We start from the raw sequence: 16,017 nt of genomic DNA, 5'->3' as shown, positions 1-16,017 counted from the left end.
TATACGTTTAGCCTTTTTTCAACGAATAGGATTCATGTTCTCCCACTTCCTTGTCCATATGGAGCGTTTGCCCTTTCAAGTAGTGGTTGAAGAAATCAATCGTTGTATCGTTGACCAACTGTTGTGTCCCCCGCGCATCTACACCCTGTGTCCATTCGAGCAGTGGAGAGATCAGGTAGAGGTCGGAGAAACACAGATGTTTGGTGTTGGTCAGCTCCATCCAGAAGTTCCCTCCTGCGGTTACCGGCTCATAGCGCTCGTACACTTCCTCGTAATATTTCTCGGCTTCCGGACGGGTCGTGCCCATCGCAGCAATCTCTTCGTCACTCATCACACTTGTGCCTGCAACGGTTGAGTCTGCACTCATCATCAGGAACGGCTTGCCCACGCCTTCCGCAGGAATACGCTTCTCGCCAAACAATACACCGTCCATATTCATGCCTGCTTTCACACGTGGATCATCCATTAACATCTGTACTGTCGTTGCTCCGCCAAATGAATGCCCAAACATGCCGATATTGTCCAGATCCATTCGTCCGGTAAAGCGTCCGCTCGGATCTCCCGTACCCAACTTCTCTACCTCATCCAGTACAAACTGTGCATCCTGCACCCATGTCTCATTCAACTTGTCCATGTAACTGAATTGTAGCTGCTCAAAACCTTCTTGCCCTTCCGATTCAAACTGCGCCACACGTCCATCCGGGAATACGGATACCAGACTGCTATACGTGTGATTAATGCCTACAACAATGTAACCTTGACTGACCAGCTGCTCGACCTGGAACGTATTCTGATTTTCATACCCATGCAGACCATGAGAGAAGAGAACAACCGGATACTTGGCTTCGGCCTCAGACAACTGAGCTTCCTGTATCGCATGTGTTTTGACCTGACTCAGACTGGAAAATAAAAGCTTTGGCAGTTTCAGCACTTCATTGAAGGCTGTCGCATAGATATCCGGCTTATTAACATAAGAAGCTGTTGCGCCCTCTGCGTCTGAATTCGTTGGGTACCAGATCTGTACCATCAGCTCCCGTTGATCACCGGCAGAACTCGTCAGCAACTCCTCACGGCTGTTATCTGTCCAATCATAGGATACCGTTCCGATTCCATAAGGACCTGCTGGCTTGGCAAACGAAAACACCGGGAAGAGCAGCGGTATGCCAATGCTCACAATAGCGTATACCAACACCAGAAGAGACGTTGCGATGATTCGAACACGTCCGAATTTCCTCGTCACAGTCGATGTGGAAGCAGATGTCCCGGAACGTTTACTGTTCAGCGAGGTTACACCTGACTGTTGCTGGCGTCTTGCCTGTGTAACTAACACAACCAGTGGAACCAACGTGAGCAGATACGCTGGAATCATCGGCCAACGAAGTCCTTCGACCACACCATGGATGATCAGCAGCACACCTGATATGGCAAATCCACCCCATACCATTTTCCGAAAATGTTGACTCTGTCTCCCAATCCCGATTCCCCCCACAAACATAAGCAGGTTGAAAATAAGATAAATCCATTCTATTGTCCTCATATACTTAAAGCCTCCCATTCTGCCACGGATTACATCGGAATGATATTATTGCGCAGCAGCTATTATATAAATTGAACTAAACATTTACACGAGAACGTAGAGGACAGAAATAACCTGAAGAAGCGGATGCGTTCGCCTTTATCCCCAGATTTTCACCTTTGTAAAATTAAATCAAAAAAATCAGGGGATAACAGCGATCAGAAGGTTGTTCTGTCATCGAAGTGGCAAGTGTAAATAGCTTTAGTGCAATCTTTATAATTCCAATCTTAAAACCTCCAGTTACAGGAGATTCAAGTATGAATTTTGCGGATAAAAAAATGCACTCCCTGAATGACGCTGAATCACCCTCAGGTTCTCCAATCGTTTCAAGGAATGCATGTATGATATTACGATATAAGTTGATTTTTGAATATTGGACTAGCGATCTTCGCCGCCATCTATCCGTTGTCTTTTTCCGATGCCAAATGCGAAATATCCTGCCACCACGATTGCCATGAACGTAGCTCCAACAACCAGAGGCAAGCGCGTATCCGGGTTAAACGCCATACCGATAATGACGAGGATCAGATACACAATAATAATGTAATTGCTGATCGGGAACCATTTGGACTTGAAGTTATGATCCGCCATCTCGTTGTCCCAACGCTTTCTGAATCGGAATTGGCTGAACGCCAGCGCGAACCATGGAACCATACCCGGAAGAACACTTGCACTGTAGATGTACAAGAACAGCTTGGAGTCCGGCATCAGGTAGTTCAGCACAACCCCTATCAGCAGCAAGGAGATTGTAATGACGATACTGTTGCGGGGAACCCCGCCTTTGGACAGCTTTTTGAAAAAGGCAGGTGCCTGCCCATTCTCAGCCAGCGTGTATAACATCCGTCCCGCACTGTAGATCCCGCTGTTACATCCCGACATGGCCGCTGTGAGCACCACAAAGTTAATGATCCCCGCTGCAGCAACAATGCCAACTTTGGCAAAGGTGAGCACAAACGGGCTTCCCGTCTCGCCTACCTCGTTCCAAGGATACAGGGTTACGATAACAAATATGGCGCCAACGTAGAAAATAAGAATACGCCATACGATATTTTTGATCGCTTTACGCAAGGTGTATTTCGGATTCTCCGCTTCGCCTGCTGTAATACCGACCATTTCAACTCCCTGATACGCAGCCGTTACGATACACAGCGCGAAGAGGAAACCTTTGATGCCCCCAGGGAAGAAGCCACCATGGCTGAACAGATTCGACAGACCAATGGCCTGACCCCCATTCCCCCAGCCGAAGAAAATGAGTCCTGTTCCGATCACGATCATCGCAACAATAGCCGTCACTTTGATCATCGCAAACCAGAATTCAAATTCCCCATAGAACTTCACCGCCGCCAGATTTGCCGCCGCAATGATGAGCACCCCAGCCAGTGCAGGCAGCCACTGTGGAATATCCGGGAACCAATACCCGACATAGATGCCAATCGCCGTAACTTCCGCCATACCAACCGTAACCCACAGGAACCAATAGCTCCAGGCGGTCAGAAATCCGGCAAGCGGACTAATATATTTGTGAGCAAATGTTGCAAACGAACCCGTGACCGGCTCCTGAATCAACATTTCCCCCATAATGCGCATGACAAAAAAGATAACGATACCGGCCAGTAAATAGGCCAGCAACACGGATGGCCCTGCCCATTTGATCGTACTCGCCGATCCCATGAACAAACCAACGCCGATTGTACCTCCGAGTGCAATCAGCTCTACATGGCGGGGCTTTAGCCCTCTAGATAGTTGCTTTGATTCCAAACGATTCTCCCCTTTTCTTGTGTACAGATTCCTGATGTAATCTTTAATTTTCACATTCACATTAACGCAATGCAGAATTACTCCACCAAATTGTACGAGATGTGCCGCAGAAATACAACAAGGAATGTGAGGAAACGGATTCACTACACATATAGGTATAGGATAACCGCTTAATGAATATGGCAGACAGATAAGGTGAAGTCTGATTGTACAAGCTGAGCCCATTTCAAAGTGTGGAGTAGAACGATAGTACAAAAAATACAAAAAGAACCCCCTTCAACAGGAGGCTCTCTCAACTCTACTACTTATTACCGAACTATTGCTGCTTCATCATGGCAGGCAGTTCATTCAAAAATTCATGCATCGTGTAGGCATCACGTTTATTCCACTTTTGCTCCACCACATACACATGACCGTTCTTAACCGCAGGAAGGTCCTTCCATATTGCTGACTTCATCAGTTCGTCATTCTCAGCGGAATCTTCCCCTGCCCCAGTTGCCATCAGGAATACGTGATCCCCGGCAAATGATGGCAGACTCTCAATTGATATTTGAGCCCATGGCATTTCTTCATCAATCGTTACCTTTTTCACCTCATCCGGTATATCCAGTCCATAAGGTGAGTATAAGTCTGCAGCCAGCCCTGTCGTCATAACATACAGCGTACGATTTGTGTTTAAAAATATCGTTGCCGTCTCATCCGGACCGATGTTTGCACTCTGCTTGAACGCATTCCAGGCTTGCTCCGATTTCGCATCATAATCGACCAGCCACTGCTGTGCCTCTGCCTCCTTATTCACCAGGAGACCAAGTATAGGCAGGCGCTGCTCCAATGGAGCATCTACGTCGATTCCGACCGTCGGCGCCACTTTCGCAATCTGATCCAACTCCTCCCCTTGAGCGTGAAGACCTGTGATGATCAGATCTGGCTCAAGCTCAACCAGCTTTTCCAGATTCAACGGCGCACCAAGATCTTCAATGTCCTTGACTTGATCCTGATATATTGATTCGAATCGGCTATCCTGACCGACTGCATCTGCTCCAAGTACCAGCATGTCCCCGAAGGTTTTATTATCATAATAGACGATCCTCTGTGGATCAGTTGGAATCTCTACCTTACGTCCCAGATAGTCCACGTACTCTTTGGTTTCCGGTTTCTCCGCAGCGGCTTCCTTTTCTTTGACGGTTGTCTGCTGCGTTGTTCCGTCATTTACCGACGCACCTTCATTGCTACTGCAAGCACTCAGGCCGATACTCAGTACCAGAACCGCACCAATAGACCATCCCCATCGTTTCACACTATACATGACGTTCTCCCCATTCACTCTGTTTTAATGATAATCATTATCACTATCTTCTACCTATAGTAACGATCCCGCATAGGCGCATCAATGGACAATTCCAGGGCTTTTCAGACAATACTTAGCAGGTGTAACACCAAGTTATGTTCTATCTCGCCTATCAATTGGTTGAAAAAAGAGCGTATTTACACTATGCTATTCCATGAGAATTGTTATCAATTAGTAAGGGGATTGTGGCATGAAGCTTCTATTACATACCGATCAGGTACATGGAATCTATTCGCTTAGCGAGATTGATTTTATGGAGGAACCCCTCAGCATACTGCCTTCGCAAGAGCATCGTCTCCTCATTGTCGTTTCGGGAAACTTCAGGTTGGATCTGGGGGAAGAGACCCTTACTGCCATTGAAGAACAGTGTTTTTATATTCGACCCGGAGGCAACATTGTACTAACCAGGCAGGATCATGAGCCGTTCGCTGTCTATATGTTTTCTTTTCATGTAATTAAAGTTCAGGCTTCGTCCGTCTGGTTTGACACAAGTCCTGCCTTTGATGGAAGTACGTTGCGATCCGATCGTTCCTATTCCAGCGTGCACACCATTATTCAGGATATGACTCGTCAACGCCCCTATATCAACAAAGCAGAAAGCAATGCCTATCAACCTATGTTCCATATGCTGATGCTGTCTCTCTCTGAACAGAATACGAAAGCTCACTCTTTGGAAAATACCAGAGATGCCGTTAAACGCACCCTTATCTATTTGCAGGAACACTACGCCGAGAAAATTAAAGTGCAGGAACTATCCGATATATCCGGGGTCTCCTTATGGCAATACAATGAGCTGTTTCGCTCACTGACAGACAAAACCCCGATTGAATATCTAACCGAGATTCGTTTGAATCGAGCCAAGGAATTGCTTTTACAGACAGAAGAAACCATTGAGTCCATCGCCCATCAGGTTGGATTCAATGATCATTATTACTTTGTCAGACGTTTTCGTCAGAAGACCGGGTTGCCTCCTAGAGAGTATGCAGCGATGTATAAGCAAAGCGACAGGGACAAGGACATTCTTTTCCGTGACTCTACAGGAAGGCTATTAGAACTCCCCAAGGACAAATCACGTATCGTATATCTGGATCGCAATACAACAAGTGACTTGATGGCCCTGGATTTGTTCCCAGTCGGTAGTCCCAAGAGTCTATTAGGCCAATTCATCGATACCGCTCCAATGCAAAACACAACTGAAATCAGCTTTCCCCCCAAGCCTGAGGAGATTCGAAAGCTGAAGCCCGATCTTATTCTCGTCGCCAACTACTATGGCATTTCTCTGGATGAAATGAATACCATTGCTCCAACCATTGTGTTGGATCGTGAGCAAACATTGGAAAGCCGCTTGCGGACTTTGGGCCAAATTTTCGGCAAAGAAAAAGAAGCGGAACGTTGGCTGATCCGCTATGAAGCCATGGCTGAATACATGTGGAATGTGTGTAAAGGTGCATTTGAACACGGCACAAGTGCCACAGTTCTTGTGGACGGAAATGATGGAAAACTCTATGTCATGGCCTCTCAAGGTCTCACAAACACACTGTACCATGCCAATGGATTCAGACCTCCTCATGAAGTAGCGACATTAATAGAGCAAGGCGAGGCTTTTGTTAAGATCGAGGAAAGCGATTTTGAGCGTTATGTAGGGAATCGTATTTTTATGATATCTGCAACCAGAAATGGGGACGTCGATGACGCTACCTCTTATGAGCGCGACGTGAGTTGGATGGAAAGCCCCTATTGGCGTGATCTTCCTGCGGTGTGTAACGGAAAAGTGTATCATGTAGGACAACACTGGAATATGGAGGGTGCGCTGGAACGTATGCAAGTGCTACATGCTTTGCCAGAACTGTTGCGTAATCACTCCTACCCTGATAACTCGTGATGATAAACGAATCTGAAAACCCATAAAAAAAGAGCTGCCAGAAAAATATCTTTAGCAGCTCAACATCCATTTTTGTAATCATCCGGAAGGCAAATGAACCATCACCGTTGTCCCCACGCCCACCTGACTTTTCATTTCGACAGTTCCGTGATGGAGCATCACGATTTTTTTGACGATGGCAAGGCCCAGACCGTTACCACTGATGCTACGATCGCGTGACAGGTCTGTTTTATAAAACCGCTCGAAAACATACTCCAGTTGCTCTGGCGCTATTCCAATGCCCGAATCGGTTATCGTGAAAAAGATTCCATCGACAGACTGGCTCGTGCGTATTTCGATACGCCCGCCCACGGGAGTAAACTTAATGCTGTTGCCTAGTAAATTCATCCACACTTGGTTAAGCTGGTCCTGATCTGCCCTGATTTTGATACCGTCCGCCAATTCTAAGTGAATTGGAATGCCTTTGGCTGACCATTGAGGCTCGCAAGTCACCACCACTTGCCTGATTTGTTCATCAAGATTATAGGTAGTTGTCTCGAACGGATGATGATCGGAATCCAGAGACGCAAGCTCCAGCAGATTATCACTTAGTCTGGATAGTCGTCCACTCTCCGTAATAATGATATCGAGGTAATAGTTACGATCGGCCTCAGCGACCAGGCTGCTGTTTTTCAAAGCCATGGCAAAACCGGAAATAGAGGTCAGCGGCGTTTGAATCTCGTGAGATACATTGGAAACAAAATCCTGTCTCATCTGTTCCAGCTGTTTAAGCTCACTCGCCATTTCATTGAAACTCTGCGTCAATGCTCCCATTTCGTCCACACGTTTTGTTTGGATTTCCACATTAAAATCACCCTTCGCCAGTCGTTTGGTTGCCCGCGTCAATACCTGAATCGGCTTCACCAAATACCTTGCAGCAATAAGGATACAAAAACTTCCGATCAACAGTGCAAGCAATAATACCAGCAAAACCATCCGATTAATGATATTTTCATTCTGCGGAGAATACTGCATAAACATGGCTTGTGGTTCCCCTTTGTATGGAAAAGGAAGACCTATGAACGTCTGCTCCACTTCTCCGGGAGAACGATAGATCTGACCCTGCAACACCATTTGAACCACTTCTGGTGCAATTTCAACGGTCTCTGTATGGTCTAAGTCATAAAAGGTTACGTTACCCGAAACGTCATATAGATGAATGGGATAGGTGGACACTTTAACCATACTTTTGATGAAAGCATCCCTGTCCTCAGGTTGCGTTTGCTCATATAGACGGATCAGTTCCTCCCCTACAGAAATCATGTCATTCTGACCGATATGATTTACTTCCTTTTTGAAAAGGAAGATCCCCATGAAGAAAGAGGTCAGCAAACTGAAAACAATGACGACCAGAAACGTGCAGATAATACGAACATATAAGGTTTTGATCATGTGATGACTAACCGGTAGCCCAGACTGCGAGCCGTTTCAATCTGAAAATGGTGTGCATCACCAGCGAATTTTTCACGTAGTCGCTTGATATGAACATCAACTGTCCGGTCATCCCCTTCATAGTCACTTCCCCAGATCTTAATGATTAATTGTTCCCGGGTAATAATCTGCCCAGGCTGGTTTGCCAACATGAACAGCAATTCAAACTCTTTTAAAGGCAAATTGATTGTTTCCTCTCCACGAATCACTTGAAAGCTGCGTCGATTCAGCATAATGCCCCCTAGTTGAATGGTCTGGGAGGAGACAATCAGGTAACGTTTCAGCAATGCTTTTACTCGCATCACAAGTTCCAGCGGATCAAAGGGTTTTGTCAAATAATCATCTGTTCCCAACTGAAATCCCTTTACTTTCTGGGCCGATTCCCCTTTTACCGTGACTATTAGCAATGGCATATTCAGATCCATACGCCGGATCTCCCTGCATAATTCCCAACCATCCAAACGCGGCATCATAATATCAAGGATAATCAGATCAATTGGGGATTTCCCCACAATCTCCAGTGCTTCAGCACCGTCCTTAGCTACCACAATCTCGAATCCTTCATTACGCAAAAACAAGGTAATCAGCTCACGAATATGCACATCGTCATCCACAACTAGGATTTTGGTCATATCAAATGTATGCCTCCGATATCTATCTTGTTTCTTCCACTTGGGAGGAAGTCTTCAACCAAAATGCCAGCCCAGCAGGTTCCAATAATAGAAAAATAAACTCAAGATCACCGCTGCTACCATTACAAACGTATAGTGCACACGCTTCAATAACGTCCAATATTGGTTTTTCCATGCCAGGACGCCCATGATGAATATTGCCGCAGTCAACCCTACAAGGATAATCGGCATAAACAGATAGAGACGTAAAGATAGTGGAATATGGCTAAGCCGATCAATCAGATTCATGTTCAACACCAGAAGTGTTGCGCCCAAGGTTAATAGTCCCCATATAGACGTAATAGCTGACAACCGAACTGCCCATTTTTGCACTTTTGGCATCACTCTGATTTCGCGTCTGCGATAAACAAATCCATGCAATACAGTGATGAACAGAACAACCGAAATGCCGAGCAAGAGGAGCCAGAACTTCGATTGGTTCATTAACGGTGCAGGTTCCAGCGGCATTGGGTTTAATATATCCAGAAACAGATACGTGACCTTGCCCTCTGCATCGGTGCGGAACCCCATCTGATGTGTCCCTCCGACCTCCTGGAATAAATTCACGCCAATCGGAGTATACACTTGCTGATCTGCACCACTTCCAATAAACAGTCGGTTATCCGAAACCTCAATATTGATTTGAGTCAGAAAACTGAAAAACTTATCGATCTTCGTGTGATTACGGCGTGTAAATTGATAAGAGCCTGCATATTTTTCCAGAGACTCCCCGAATTCAATAGAAGTTTCATTAGGCTGCTCAGTTGCATGTACAGGATAGTATCGGTCAAAAAAGGCTTGCGCCAACCCTTCTGCTGCCGTTCCGCCTTCCCCTCCACTATAGGAAACAAAGATGCCCACTTTTTTGTCCGGTACAAGATAAAGCGCTGTATTAAACAGCTCATCGGCCCCTCCATGAGAGATCACACGCAGTCCATTCATATTCAACTCGTAAAAGCCCAGATCCATGGCGGGTAAACGTTCATCAAACTGGAATGCCGGAGAATGCATGAGCTTGGCTGTTTCTGGCTTGAGCATTTGTTTATCTTCATATCGCCCGTCTTGAAGATGGGCAATCATAAAATGAGCCATATCGTTCGCCGACACGCTCCCTGATCCCGCAGGACGGAATCCGCCCTCATACGTCGGCCGCTTGGTTACAAACTCGCCGTTAGCTCGGGCGTATCCAAGGGCGGCATAAGGTTCCAGAGACGCCGGAACAGGCTCCTCTACCGTAGCATAATTCATGCCCAGCGGATCAAATATATTTTTCTGTATATAGTCATTGTAGGCAACACCGCTGACTTCTTCGACGATAAGTCCCGCGAGTGAAGCGCCATAATTGGAATACGACAGCATCTCGCCTGGTGGCTTAACCCGTGCAGGCATATGTTTCGCCATCGTTTCAGCAATAGAGACGGGAAGTTTCCCGGGATCGGTAGTGATCTGGTAACCTACACCACCCTCCTCGAACCCTGCGGTATGGGTCATGAGATGGCGCAATGTAATCGATTCCTCATAGGTTTTCGGTATTTTCACCGTTTTCAGATAAGTGTTGACGTCTGTATCAAGATCAAGCTTGCCCGCCTCAACCAATTGCATCACCGCGGTCCATGTGAACAGCTTTGTTGTCGAAGCAATTCGAAATAAGCTGGTTTCGGGATCAACGGGTTTATTTTCTTCGATGTTCGAATGTCCGTACCCTTTGGAGAGCAGGATCTTCCCATCCTTCACAATCGAAATGACTGCGCCTGGAATCTGTAAAGATCGCATTTGCACATCCATCATCCCATCCATGAATGCCGTTAACTGATCAGTATCCTCCAGATTAGCTACGACTCCTTGCTCCAATTTACCCGAATTTAATCCCGGATTGGATACTGCTGCCGATAGTGGCATGGTCCCTAATCCAGTTGCCCCTAATATCATGCCTAACAATAACACCAGTAAAATCATTTTCCCAAAAATCTTTCTTATCAACGATGACATGACTTGCCCCCACCACTCCGCATATTTTTTAATACCTGTTCCTTACGCTTTCTTTCGAGAGCATATCAAGCACGTATGAACGGAGCGTGAACCTTTTTTTCATATTTTGCCAAATTAAATTACCTTTAGTAAGATAGGAGCAGATTGAATAGGAAAAGGAGACTTTACATGCCTGACTTTTTACTGGTTTTATTTTTGTTTAACCTGTCTCTCTTTCTGCTTCACGAAATGGATGCCATCAGGCGGTCCGAGTGGAAATTGTTTATGGTGTTAAAAGATATGGAAGATGATAAAGCCTATAGGTATTTCACTTGGATTCACCTGCCAATGTATACCATCATCCTCTCTCTTCTTTTTAGCTCATATCAGACCGTTACATTTTGGGTGCTGGATATCTTTTTCATCATACATACCGTATTACACTTCTTTTTCGAAAAACATCCTCGAAATGAATTTAAAAACGGGTTCTCCAGATCATTGATCTACCCTATGGGAATAATCGCTTTAATTCATTTGATATTCCTAATCATCTAATCTGTTTACACCGACAGAATGAAGGAAGCTGGAAGGGTATTGTTGAATAACAGTGAATATGGAGGTGTGCCTATGCAGCAGCATCATGCAGAACGAGTTGAATTATTTGTTTCCAATACCCAGATCATCAAGGAGTCGTTCAAATGGCAACATGCGATGATGCAACGTCTGGCTGCCCTGCTCTATGCAGCGGAGAATAAAACAGCGGATGGGGAAGCTATTCGTCAAAGCCATGAGTTGATTAAGCAAAACACAAAGCTTTTCTCTGCATTCAGAGGTAATTCGGCCATTAGCGTTGCTGCCATGCTCTCCCTTACAACGGATGCAGAGACGAAGCTGGCAGACACCTTGCATGTCTATGACTTGATGAAAGAGATCAAATTTCGCAACTCCGATTATCTGGTTATTGCCGCCTATCAGATCGCTACTCAGACATCACCTGACCAGTTTCAACCTACGGTGGAGCGGGCCAAATCATTTTATGACGGCATGAAAGCAGAGCATCGTTTCCTCACTGGACAGGATGACTACATTTTCGCTGCCATGTTAGCCCTTTCCGATCTCGAGGTGGATACTGGTGTGGCACGTATGGAACAACTCTACGGGGAATTAAAACCAGAGTTCTCTTCCAGAAACAGTGTGCAGGCGTTAACACAGGTTCTGGTTCTTGGAGATGATCCCCCGGATGCAGGTGCTCGTGTGATTGCCTTAAATGAAGCTTTTCGCAAAAGGGATCTTCGAATGGACAAAACGTATACGTTAGCCTCTCTCGGAATACTTTCTCTACTGCCTTCGGACAGAGACTCATTAGTGGATGAAGTCGCGGAAACAAATGACTGGTTACGGACTCAAAAAGGCTTCGGTGCCTGGTCAATCGACAAACAGGAGTTGCTCCTGTTCTCGTCTGCTCTGGTAGCCATTCAACATGTGGAGAATCTGCGGAACGGTGTGCTTACGACAGCAATCTCAACCAGTATCACAAATATTATCATCGCCCAGCAGGCCGCCATGGCCGCAACTGCCGCAGCATCGGCTGCTGCCGCTTCTTCATCATCATCGAATTAATAAGTGACCCTGTTACCTTCAGTATAAGATGAAAAAGACCCTCCCGAGTTTAAGTTGACTCGGAAGGGTCTTAAAGCATTCAAACCTACACCTAAAATAATGTTCATCATTCGCTAGGATATAATCCCCGTATCCCGGAACTCTTCCACGAAACTATCCAGCCAATCCGAACCATAGTCCAGCGCACCCATATCACTCTCAATAAAAGCAACATCTAGTCCCATCACCCAGAATCGGCGAGCAACAATAAAGAGATCAACCGCCTGCTCATCTTCGGCAGAGAAACTTCTGACTGAACGATATCCTGCCATGAGCGCATCCCATAATGCTGCTTTTCGCTCATCAGACTGTCTTTTTCGAACTTTCACTTGAGCTAAATCATAGGCACGCCAGCCTTTGGCTGCCCACTCGAAGTCATAATGGATGAACTGATGTTCCTGTTGAAACACATTGTTATTCCCATGCATATCGCCATGGCACAGACCAAAGTCCAGCTCTTGTCTGGAAGTGGCAACGATGCGTTCTTTTAACGTTGTGGCAAACGTATGGAGAAATGCTGCTGCTTCATTGTTCTCACCGATATAGTGGATAATTCGCTCAAGGGGTTCGTCAATAAGTAACTTCAGATCCAGCTCATATCGTGGCAGCTCCATGTTCACCTGATCCATAGCCTCATGCAATTCAGCCGCAGATTGACCAAAGGCGTAACAAGACTCCTCATCCTCCAGGTTGTTCTCCGTACCCTCAATATACCGAAACATTACAGCAACCCGCTTGCCTTCCGCAGCCTCCAACACCGTATATCCCGTATGATCTTTCTTCTCGATGTATTCTCCAATGTCGGTATGTTCCGCAGAACCTAGAACGTTCTTCAGTTGAGACAATAATGAAAGCTCATACTGAACATCTGCCTCCGTGATTTCAGTGCGGTAGATACGGAGAATGTACATGCCACTGGACGTGCGAACCCGGTAAGTATCATTCAGTCCTCTAAGCCAAAACAAACATTCTTCCCATGTTCCAATGTCATAGTGATTCCTCAATGCAGACTCCAGGTACCTGGGGTTAAGCACTGAACGTAAAGCAGTCGGTTGAATGGACATATGGTTGCTCCTTCGGTTTAATATGATTATTTCTCATCTGATGAACGATGTAATCCTTTCACCTATCAACCTATAACATAGTATATTTTTCGTTTATTTTCCAGAATATATATTTTGATAAGCAAATACTCTCTAGACTCTTATAGCTCCATCTCTCTCATCAGCAGGTTAGATAGGGCTATTTACATTGACTTGCTTTCCAGGTTTCAGCAGGTTATTACACTCTGGGTCGGTGCCAGCGCTCGACAATGCAGCACATTCACGAAAGGCAAAGTGTTTGCACCCCCTACATTTCTGAACATCCAGATGCACTAATGCATAATTGATGGCTTCACCCGTGTGCTCAAACATATGATCCGAACCAATTCGTTCAATCAAACCTGTTCTCTTCAACATCTCCAACGGTTGCGCCTGAATGCCTGAAAGTAAAATCCTGCCCCCGGATCTCTCCATATGTTTGACAACACGGGCCAGATTGGATTCACCTGTTGTATCCATAAAAGGCACCTTACCCATGCGTAACAGCAGAGTGCCTGGTCGCCGATGAATCGAATCCATGACCGACTTCTCGAACATATCCGCTGCGCCGAAAAACAGTGGCCCTTCAATTGTGTATAGGCTTATTTGCGGGCAGTCATGTCCTTCCCGAACCATGTGGGCCATGACTTTCTCATGTTTATGATCGGGATCGGGTAGTACTTTGGCAACCTTCAACATCTCACTCATCCGTTTAACAAATAAAAGGACCGCCAGAATCAACCCAACCTCTACAGCCGTTGTTAAACTTGTAAATACAGTCAGCAAAAAGGTAATCAGCAGAACGAGTGAATCACTCGTTTTGGTTTTCATGACATGTATGAAGGATCTCCGTTCACTCATATTCCAGGCAACCAGCATGAGAACAGGAGCCATACTGGCAAGAGGAATGTGGGATGCATATGGCGCAAAGAGAACAAGTACCAGCAAAACCACTACACCGTGAATCACGCCAGACCATGGCGATACTGCGCCGGATTTGATATTTGTTGCTGTGCGTGCAATCGCTCCTGTTGCAGGAATACCACCAAACAACGGCGTCACCATATTAGCAATCCCCTGCCCAATCAACTCTCGATTGCTGTTATGCCGACTTCCGGTCATGCCATCGGCAACAACTGCGGATAGCAGCGATTCAATTCCACCCAGCATGGCGATGACAAAAGCGGGTTGCAGCAAGTTCACGATACGTTCCCAAGTGATCTCTGGCACATGAAACTGAGGCAAGGAGTTAGGTATGGCGCCAAAGGACGAACCAATTGTAGCCACCTGCCCTTCAAAAAAGAACGTTGCGACTACCGTCGAAAGAACCAGCCCCACCAGTGATGCAGGCACCTTCGGTGCAAACTTGGGCACAAGCAGAAGAACAGCCAGACAGATTCCAGCTGTAAGCACACTGTATATATTAATCGTCGAGATATGCATCCCGATTTCTTTCATATTGGACCAGAAATCTTCGTGTTTCTCGATGCCTCGAAGTCCTAGAAAGTTCGTTATTTGTCCGCTAAAAATAATGACGGCGATCCCTGCCGTAAAACCGATAGTCACCGGCTTTGGAATAAACTTAATTAATGCCCCAAGCTTGAATACGCCCATTAGTACAAGCATCAAACCGGCCATCATTCCGGCGATCAGCAGATTCTCATATCCATACTGCATCACAATGGCAAATAGGATCGGAATGAATGCCCCCGTTGGCCCGCCAATCTGGAACTTGGACCCACCCAGCAAGGAAATGAGAATCCCTGCGATTACTGTGGTATACAATCCATACTCCGGTTTGACCCCGGAGGCGATGGCAAAGGCCATACCGAGTGGAATCGCAATGATACCTACAATCAGTCCTGATAACAGATCCTTGCGAAAAGCGGCAGCATTGTACCCTGCATATCTCCCCATCCATTTCATGTACAAAAACCTTCTTTTCTTCATATATTTGAATATTTGAATATATTTAAAAGACTACTCCCCTGCATACGTCCTGTCAATCGGATTACGCACAATCCCAGCAGGAACCTAACACAAAAAAACAAGAACCTCCGGAGATTACACCCAGTTGCTCTTGTTTATTGTGTCAGGACTCTTTACGAATATCTTCCAGCATGGAAATGGCATCAACCAGATGATTGTCAAAAATCTGTTTGGTGACTGCCAGCAGGTCCTTAATCAGCGGATCACGCAGCGAATAGGTGACGGTTGTCCCTTCTTTGATTCCGTGGACAACGTTTTTGCTACGCAATACAGCCAGTTGCTGTGAAACAGCAGAGCCTTCCGATCCCAGAATGCTTTGCAGTTCATTCACGTTCTTGGCTCCTTCACTCAGCAGCTCCAGAATCTGAATCCGCATCGGGTGTGCCAACGCTTTGAAAAAATCCGCTTTAAACTGTTGTATGCTCTGATTCATACGCTATGCCCCTTCAATCGAACTTTTGAAGATGCAAATATCATAACATAGAACGGGTACCATGCTTTACTCTAACCGTAAACGGTTTGATGGAAAAATTAAGATTGACCTTGAAGTACACTTCAACCTTTATACTTTACTTATAGTCTCCACAGACCGTATATCTGAACTCCATCAGGAA

General features: G+C 45.8%; 12 protein-coding genes. 3 read left to right on the top strand and 9 right to left on the bottom strand.

The genetic code is table 11. From position 1 onward, the window contains the following. Nucleotides 1-7 precede the first annotated feature (7 nt). The 3 genes from NST38_RS04400 to NST38_RS04390 form a co-directional block, all read right to left on the bottom strand. Complete coding sequence (locus tag NST38_RS04400) at nt 8-1,537, bottom strand: alpha/beta hydrolase family protein (RefSeq protein ID WP_341343819.1); 1,530 nt, start codon at nt 1,535-1,537, stop codon at nt 8-10. Nucleotides 1,538-1,954: 417 nt separating this feature from the next. Further along, complete coding sequence (locus tag NST38_RS04395) at nt 1,955-3,334, bottom strand: amino acid permease (RefSeq protein WP_341343818.1); 1,380 nt, start codon at nt 3,332-3,334, stop codon at nt 1,955-1,957. 316 nt (nt 3,335-3,650) lie between these two features. Continuing rightward, complete coding sequence (locus NST38_RS04390) at nt 3,651-4,640, bottom strand: ABC transporter substrate-binding protein (RefSeq protein ID WP_341343817.1); 990 nt, start codon at nt 4,638-4,640, stop codon at nt 3,651-3,653. 232 nt (nt 4,641-4,872) lie between these two features. On the opposite strand from NST38_RS04390, the gene NST38_RS04385 reads away from it, so the two are divergent. After that, nucleotides 4,873-6,564, top strand: a complete 1,692-nt coding sequence (locus NST38_RS04385; protein ID WP_341343816.1) for an AraC family transcriptional regulator — start codon at nt 4,873-4,875, stop codon at nt 6,562-6,564. A gap of 78 nt (nt 6,565-6,642) precedes the next feature. Here the strand turns inward: NST38_RS04385 and NST38_RS04380 are convergent, their stop codons facing one another. The 3 genes from NST38_RS04380 to NST38_RS04370 are packed head-to-tail and all read right to left on the bottom strand — an operon-like array spanning nt 6,643 to nt 10,694. Continuing rightward, on the bottom strand, nt 6,643-7,995 hold the full coding sequence (locus tag NST38_RS04380) for a sensor histidine kinase (protein WP_341343815.1): 1,353 nt from the start codon (nt 7,993-7,995) through the stop codon (nt 6,643-6,645). Then, a complete protein-coding gene (locus NST38_RS04375; RefSeq protein WP_341343814.1) occupies nt 7,992-8,666 on the bottom strand; it encodes a response regulator transcription factor in 675 nt (224 codons plus the stop codon). Before NST38_RS04375 ends, NST38_RS04380 begins: the two co-directional genes overlap by 4 nt. A gap of 54 nt (nt 8,667-8,720) precedes the next feature. Then, nucleotides 8,721-10,694 (bottom strand): serine hydrolase domain-containing protein, encoded by a 1,974-nt coding sequence (locus NST38_RS04370; RefSeq protein ID WP_341343813.1) that lies wholly within the window; start codon nt 10,692-10,694, stop codon nt 8,721-8,723. A gap of 168 nt (nt 10,695-10,862) precedes the next feature. Between NST38_RS04370 and NST38_RS04365 the strand changes: the two genes are divergently transcribed. Further along, nucleotides 10,863-11,228, top strand: coding sequence for a DUF6713 family protein (locus tag NST38_RS04365; RefSeq protein WP_341343812.1), 366 nt, complete (start codon nt 10,863-10,865; stop codon nt 11,226-11,228). 42 nt (nt 11,229-11,270) lie between these two features. Further along, nucleotides 11,271-12,293: a DUF4003 family protein gene (locus tag NST38_RS04360; RefSeq protein WP_341343811.1), complete on the top strand. Its 1,023-nt coding sequence runs from the start codon at nt 11,271-11,273 to the stop codon at nt 12,291-12,293. Between the two features lie 113 nt (nt 12,294-12,406). On the opposite strand, the gene NST38_RS04355 is transcribed toward NST38_RS04360, so the two are convergent. The 3 genes from NST38_RS04355 to NST38_RS04345 all read right to left on the bottom strand — a co-directional run bounded on the left by NST38_RS04355 (nt 12,407) and on the right by NST38_RS04345 (nt 15,836). Continuing rightward, entirely contained in the window at nt 12,407-13,396 is a 990-nt protein-coding gene (locus NST38_RS04355) for a phosphotransferase (protein ID WP_341343810.1), read from the bottom strand. Nucleotides 13,397-13,564: 168 nt separating this feature from the next. Beyond that, nucleotides 13,565-15,340, bottom strand: coding sequence for a SulP family inorganic anion transporter (locus NST38_RS04350; protein ID WP_340031896.1), 1,776 nt, complete (start codon nt 15,338-15,340; stop codon nt 13,565-13,567). A 166-nt stretch (nt 15,341-15,506) separates the two neighbouring features. Beyond that, nucleotides 15,507-15,836, bottom strand: coding sequence for an ArsR/SmtB family transcription factor (locus NST38_RS04345; RefSeq protein WP_017690603.1), 330 nt, complete (start codon nt 15,834-15,836; stop codon nt 15,507-15,509). Between the last annotated feature and the right edge of the window lie 181 nt (nt 15,837-16,017).

This window comes from Paenibacillus sp. FSL H8-0104, from assembly GCF_038050215.1.
GTDB classification, from domain to species: Bacteria; Bacillota; Bacilli; order Paenibacillales; family Paenibacillaceae; genus Paenibacillus; species Paenibacillus amylolyticus.
Note: the sequence above shows the minus strand (reverse complement) of the source record. Positions and strands in the feature narration are given on the sequence as shown.

Bases quoted from the DNA above. Each gene is read 5' to 3' on its own strand.
- NST38_RS04345 (WP_017690603.1), bottom strand. From the start codon at position 15,836: ATGAATCAGAGCATACAACAGTTTAAAGCGGATTTTTTCAAAGCGTTG.
- NST38_RS04370 (WP_341343813.1), bottom strand. From the start codon at position 10,694: ATGTCATCGTTGATAAGAAAGATTTTTGGGAAAATGATTTTACTGGTG.
- NST38_RS04350 (WP_340031896.1), bottom strand. From the start codon at position 15,340: ATGAAATGGATGGGGAGATATGCAGGGTACAATGCTGCCGCTTTTCGC.
- NST38_RS04375 (WP_341343814.1), bottom strand. From the start codon at position 8,666: ATGACCAAAATCCTAGTTGTGGATGACGATGTGCATATTCGTGAGCTG.
- NST38_RS04400 (WP_341343819.1), bottom strand. From the start codon at position 1,537: ATGAGGACAATAGAATGGATTTATCTTATTTTCAACCTGCTTATGTTT.
- NST38_RS04380 (WP_341343815.1), bottom strand. From the start codon at position 7,995: ATGATCAAAACCTTATATGTTCGTATTATCTGCACGTTTCTGGTCGTC.
- NST38_RS04385 (WP_341343816.1), top strand. From the start codon at position 4,873: ATGAAGCTTCTATTACATACCGATCAGGTACATGGAATCTATTCGCTT.
- NST38_RS04390 (WP_341343817.1), bottom strand. From the start codon at position 4,640: ATGTATAGTGTGAAACGATGGGGATGGTCTATTGGTGCGGTTCTGGTA.
- NST38_RS04355 (WP_341343810.1), bottom strand. From the start codon at position 13,396: ATGTCCATTCAACCGACTGCTTTACGTTCAGTGCTTAACCCCAGGTAC.
- NST38_RS04365 (WP_341343812.1), top strand. From the start codon at position 10,863: ATGCCTGACTTTTTACTGGTTTTATTTTTGTTTAACCTGTCTCTCTTT.